Origin of the sequence: Acinetobacter sp. 809848, assembly GCF_000581275.1 — a bacterium.
GTDB lineage: Bacteria > Pseudomonadota > Gammaproteobacteria > Pseudomonadales > Moraxellaceae > Acinetobacter > Acinetobacter pittii.
The window spans coordinates 1-4,840 of sequence record NZ_JEXG01000066.1 but is presented as its reverse complement, the minus strand read 5'-3'; the positions used below and the strand labels follow the sequence as shown (position 1 = coordinate 4,840).

The following is a 4,840-nucleotide window of genomic DNA, read 5'->3' as shown; positions in this document are numbered from 1 at the left end:
TATCAAGAGCAGTACAAACTCGGTACCCGTTCATTGGTTGACTTACTGAATGCTGAACAAGGCGATTCATAGCGCCAATTCAGAACTTGAAACTGCACGTTATGACATCTACAGCAGTATTGTTCAGTACATTGCAGCAACAGGACGTTCCCGCCAAGCTTATGACTTAAATAATATTTCAATTCAGGGGTTCGAAGTACAACCATGATGACAAAAATAAATTACCAGCCCTGGTTACAGGCGGTCTTAACGATTGCTAAACATTATAGAATTGAGCCTTCAGAAGAAAGAATTCGTTTACAACTTGACTGGAACCAAAATCAAAACCTTGATGATGTTTTGCAGTTAATGACACGTCAGGTTGGACTCAATTTACGTAAAGTACCTTTTTCATTAGATTTACTTAATCCGTGGCGTTTACCTGTCATGGTCGAGTTTAACGACGGACAGGTCGGTGTAATTGATAAGGCCGATACTCAAGGAAATGTCAGTATCCAGTTTAGTGGAGATCACGGCCTTTCCCAAAATTTAAGCTTAGATGTCTTAAAAACAACAATTAAGAATGTCTACATCCTACGTCCTGAAACGTCTATTCCCGATGCACGTATTGACGAATATATCAAACCATACGAAGCAAGCTGGTTCTGGTCGATTGTTTTAAGAGACTGGAAGCGCTACGTTGATATTATGTTTGCCTCACTGATAGCCAATGTTTTGGCACTAGCAACCATTATTTTCTCAATGCAAGTGTATGACCGTGTTGTACCATCTCAGTCTATCCCGACTTTATGGGTGTTGGCAGGTGGTGTGCTCATTGCTGCTATTTTTGAGTTTACTTTACGTGTAGCTAGAGTTTATTTATCCGATATTATTGGTAAACGTGCTGACTTGCGGGTATCTGATCGTGTATTTGGTCATGCCTTACGCATCAGAAATAAAGACCGTTCAAAGTCTACCGGTAGTTTTATTTCCCAGATTCGTGAGCTCGAAGGTGTGCGTGAACTGGTGACTTCAACCACCATTACTGCGATGGCAGATTTTCCGTTCTTTTTCCTGTTCCTGATCATTTTTGCGATTATCGGTGGAAAACTGTTTTGGGTGATGTTGCTGGTTGTGCCACTTATGCTTTTGCCGGGTATTCTGGCACAGAAAAAGCTAGCGCAACTCGCGCAAGAGGGTATGAGAGAGTCTTCAATCCGTAACGCCATTCTTGTTGAAGCGGTACAGGGCATCGAAGACATTAAGCTATTACGTGCTGAGTCTCGCTTTCAGAACCAGTGGAACCACATGAACGAAGTTTCAGCCGATATCGGGATGAGACAGCGTAAAATTGTCGGTACCTTAATGGCATGGACCCAAAAGATTCAAGGTTTGACCTACGCACTTGTGGTTTTGGTAGGATGTTTTGCCGTGATGGAAGGTGAAATGACTACAGGTGCGTTAGTGGCTTGTTCAATTCTATCTTCACGTATGTTGGCACCGATTAGTCATATCACAGGTGTTTTAGGGCGTTTACAGCAAGCGAAAGTTGCCAAACAAAGCCTTGATGAGCTCATGCAACGTCCGATTGATCAGGCTGAGCGTTCTCATCTGGTACACAAAGCAGTTTTAAATGGCGATTACGAATTAAAAAATGTCTTATTCCAATATGGAGAAGAAGACCCGAAACCAAGTTTGCAATCCGTCATTTAAAAATTCGTGCTGGTGAAAAAATTGCCATATTGGGACGTAATGGTGCGGGTAAATCGACACTGCTTCAGCTTTTATCTGGTATGCAGTTCCCTATTCAAGGTGCAGTACATTTAGATGGGCTGGATCTTTCATTAATTGATCCGTCTGATGTACGTCGTGACATGGGTTTACTGAACCAAAATGCGCATCTTTTCTACGGTACGATTCGTGAAAACCTCACTTTAGGCGCGCCGCTTGCAACGGATGAAGAGATTCTTCGTGCATTAGTAGTGACGGGTGCATTACCTTTTGTTCAAGAGAAAAAAGAAGGGCTAGATCACCTGATTTTAGAAGGTGGTGTTGGTTTCTCTGGTGGTCAGAAACAAGCATTGTTACTGGCTCGTCTATTGATTCGTCAACCGAACATTTTATTGTTAGACGAACCGACAGCAGCCATTGATGACGTGGCAGAGAAACAACTGATTGATCATTTAAAAGGTTGGCTGGCACATCGTACTTTGGTCGTTGCGACCCACCGGCGCGCTGTATTAGAACTGGTGGACCGTATTATTGTCGTGAATGAAGGCAAAATCGTGATGGACGGTCCAAGAGATCAGGTACTTAATCAATCAACAGCCCAACAAAAACAAGTGAGCCAAGGGGGTAATTCATGAGCGAACCACAACAAGAACAACAACTCACCCGTTCAATGAATGTCTCTTATAGCGAGCCGCCTTTACCACGTGCCAGTCTAGTGATCTGGATTGTGGGCATTGGCTTGGTTATTTTCTTTATCTGGGCATGGGTATTTAAACTTGAAGAAGTTTCTACCGGTACAGGTAAAGTCATTCCATCATCTAAAGAACAGGTGATTCAGTCTTTAGAAGGCGGTATCTTAACCAAGCTGAATGTACAAGAAGGTGACATCGTTCAAAAGGGCGAAATTCTTGCGCAGCTTGATCCAACCCGTTTTGCATCAAATGTTGGTGAATCAAAATCTTTACTGATCTCTGCTCAAGCGACAGCAGCGCGTTTGCGTGCGGAAGTAAACGGTACACCTTTAGTTTTTCCTGAAATTGTGATGAAAGAACCAAAGTTAGTACAGGAAGAAACTGCATTGTATACATCTCGTAGAGCCAATCTCGAAGAAACCCTTGCGGGTTTTAGGCAAGCTCTACAGTTAGTACAACAAGAACTGGCGATGACAGAACCGCTGGTGGCTAAAGGTGCAGCAAGTGAGGTTGAGGTTTTACGTTTACGTCGTGAAGCAAATGATTTGCAAAACAAAATGAATGATGCGCAGAACCAGTACTATGTGAAAGCGCGTGAAGAGTTATCTAAAGCGAATACGGATAGCGAAACGCAACAACAAATTGTACTGGGTCGTAGTGACAGTTTAGACCGTGCAGTGTTCAGAGCACCGGTACGTGGTGTTGTCAAAGAAATTGCAGTCACTACCCATGGTGGTGTTGTTCCCCAAAACGGTAAATTGATGACTATTGTACCGATTGACGAACAACTGCTGATTGAAGCGCGTATTTTACCGCGTGACATTGCCTTTATTCGTCCGGGGCAAGAAGCACTGGTTAAAATCACTGCCTATGATTACTCAATTTATGGTGGTTTAAAAGGTAAGGTTACGGTTATTTCACCAGACACGATTCGTGATGAAGTAAAACAGGACCAATTCTATTATCGTGTTTATATCCGCACTGATTCCGACAAGCTTTACAATAAAGAAGGTAAAGCGTTTGGTATTACACCGGGTATGGTGGCAACAGTAGATATCCGTACCGGTCAAAAAACAGTACTTGATTATTTACTTAAACCATTTAATAAAGCCAAAGAAGCGTTGCGAGAAAGATAAATAAATGTATATCCATATGGTTTTTAAATGTTTAAAAACCATATGGATATTAATAAAGGAAATATCTTGTTTTAAATATGTGGTTTTTATTATTTGTGTTTTAAAGCATAAAAAAATTAAAAGCATATTATGATTTTTTTTGAATTCTAATACTTTGAAAATTAATAAATAATATTTTTGTTTTTATTATGGTTAATAAATAAACTTCTCTTTGTTGTTTTTTTTGTGACGTAATTCATGATTATAATTGAGTTGTGCGTTGAGGTTGGCCTTTGTTTTATCTAATTTATTCCTTAATTTGGGCTCTTCTTATTTCATAAAATTTAAGAGCTCTAAATTGGATTGGTTTAATTAAATAATCCTACGAAGGGGAAGAAATATGTCTGAGATAAGGGTAGTTTCTAAGGAGAGTCACGAAACCTTAGAAATTACGACAAAGGATACAGTCTCTCTTTCCGAAGCATCAGTTATTTTAATAAAAGTAAATAAAGATGATGTTTCTGAAATTAGACAAGACGGTAGAAATGCAATTATTACTTTAAAAAATGGTGAACAAATAGTAATAGTTGATTTCTTTAATGGTGGTAATTATTCAACCGATAATAGTCTGGTTTTTGAAGATGATAATCACAAGTTAATTTGGGTACAATTTACTGATGCTAATGGTGCATTATTAGAACATATTACTTATAGTTATATCGATAGTATTGAACCACTACTTTATCATGATGGAGCTGCATCTCCATGGGCATGGTTATCTGTACCGCTAACCGCAGCAGGAATTTTGTGGTGGGCTCATAATAGCGACGATAAAACAGATGACACAAAACAAAAAGATACAACTGCTCCTGATGCTCCAGTTATAGATCCAATCAATGGTACAGATCCGATTACAGGTACGGCAGAACCAGGTTCAACAGTAACTGTGACATTCCCGGATGGCACTACAGCGACTGTTGTTGCAGGCCCAGATGGTAGCTGGACAGTACCAAATCCTGGTCTGGAAGATGGCGATGAAGTTAAGGCAACGGCAACAGATCCGGCAGGTAACACCTCACCACCGGCAACAGAGATTGTTGATGCTGTAGCACCGGCAGCCCCAGAGATTGATCCAATCAATGGTACAGATCCGATTACAGGTACGGCAGAACCAGGTTCAATGGTAACTGTGACATTCCCGGATGGCACTACAGCGACTGTTGTTGCAGGCCCAGATGGTAGCTGGACAGTACCAAATCCTGGCCTTGAAGATGGCGATGAAGTAAAGGCAACGGCAACAGATCCGGCAGGTAACACCTCACC

General features: G+C 41.0%; 2 protein-coding genes and 2 pseudogenes. All 4 read left to right on the top strand.

Going from position 1 to position 4,840, the window contains the following annotated elements; translation table 11 throughout:
* A pseudogene (locus J536_RS25555) lies at window positions 1-208 on the top strand (TolC family protein); the annotation flags it as partial.
* A pseudogene (locus J536_RS0104870) lies at window positions 205-2,345 on the top strand (type I secretion system permease/ATPase). The pseudogenes J536_RS25555 and J536_RS0104870, both read left to right, overlap by 4 nt.
* A complete protein-coding gene (locus J536_RS23235) occupies window positions 2,342-3,538 on the top strand; it encodes an HlyD family efflux transporter periplasmic adaptor subunit (protein ID WP_032064110.1) in 1,197 nt (398 codons plus the stop codon). The pseudogene J536_RS0104870 and the gene J536_RS23235 overlap by 4 nt, the downstream one beginning before the upstream one ends.
* A gap of 379 nt (window positions 3,539-3,917) precedes the next feature.
* On the top strand, window positions 3,918-4,840 hold a 923-nt coding region (locus J536_RS26505; RefSeq protein WP_032064108.1), incomplete at its 3' end, for a BapA/Bap/LapF family prefix-like domain-containing protein.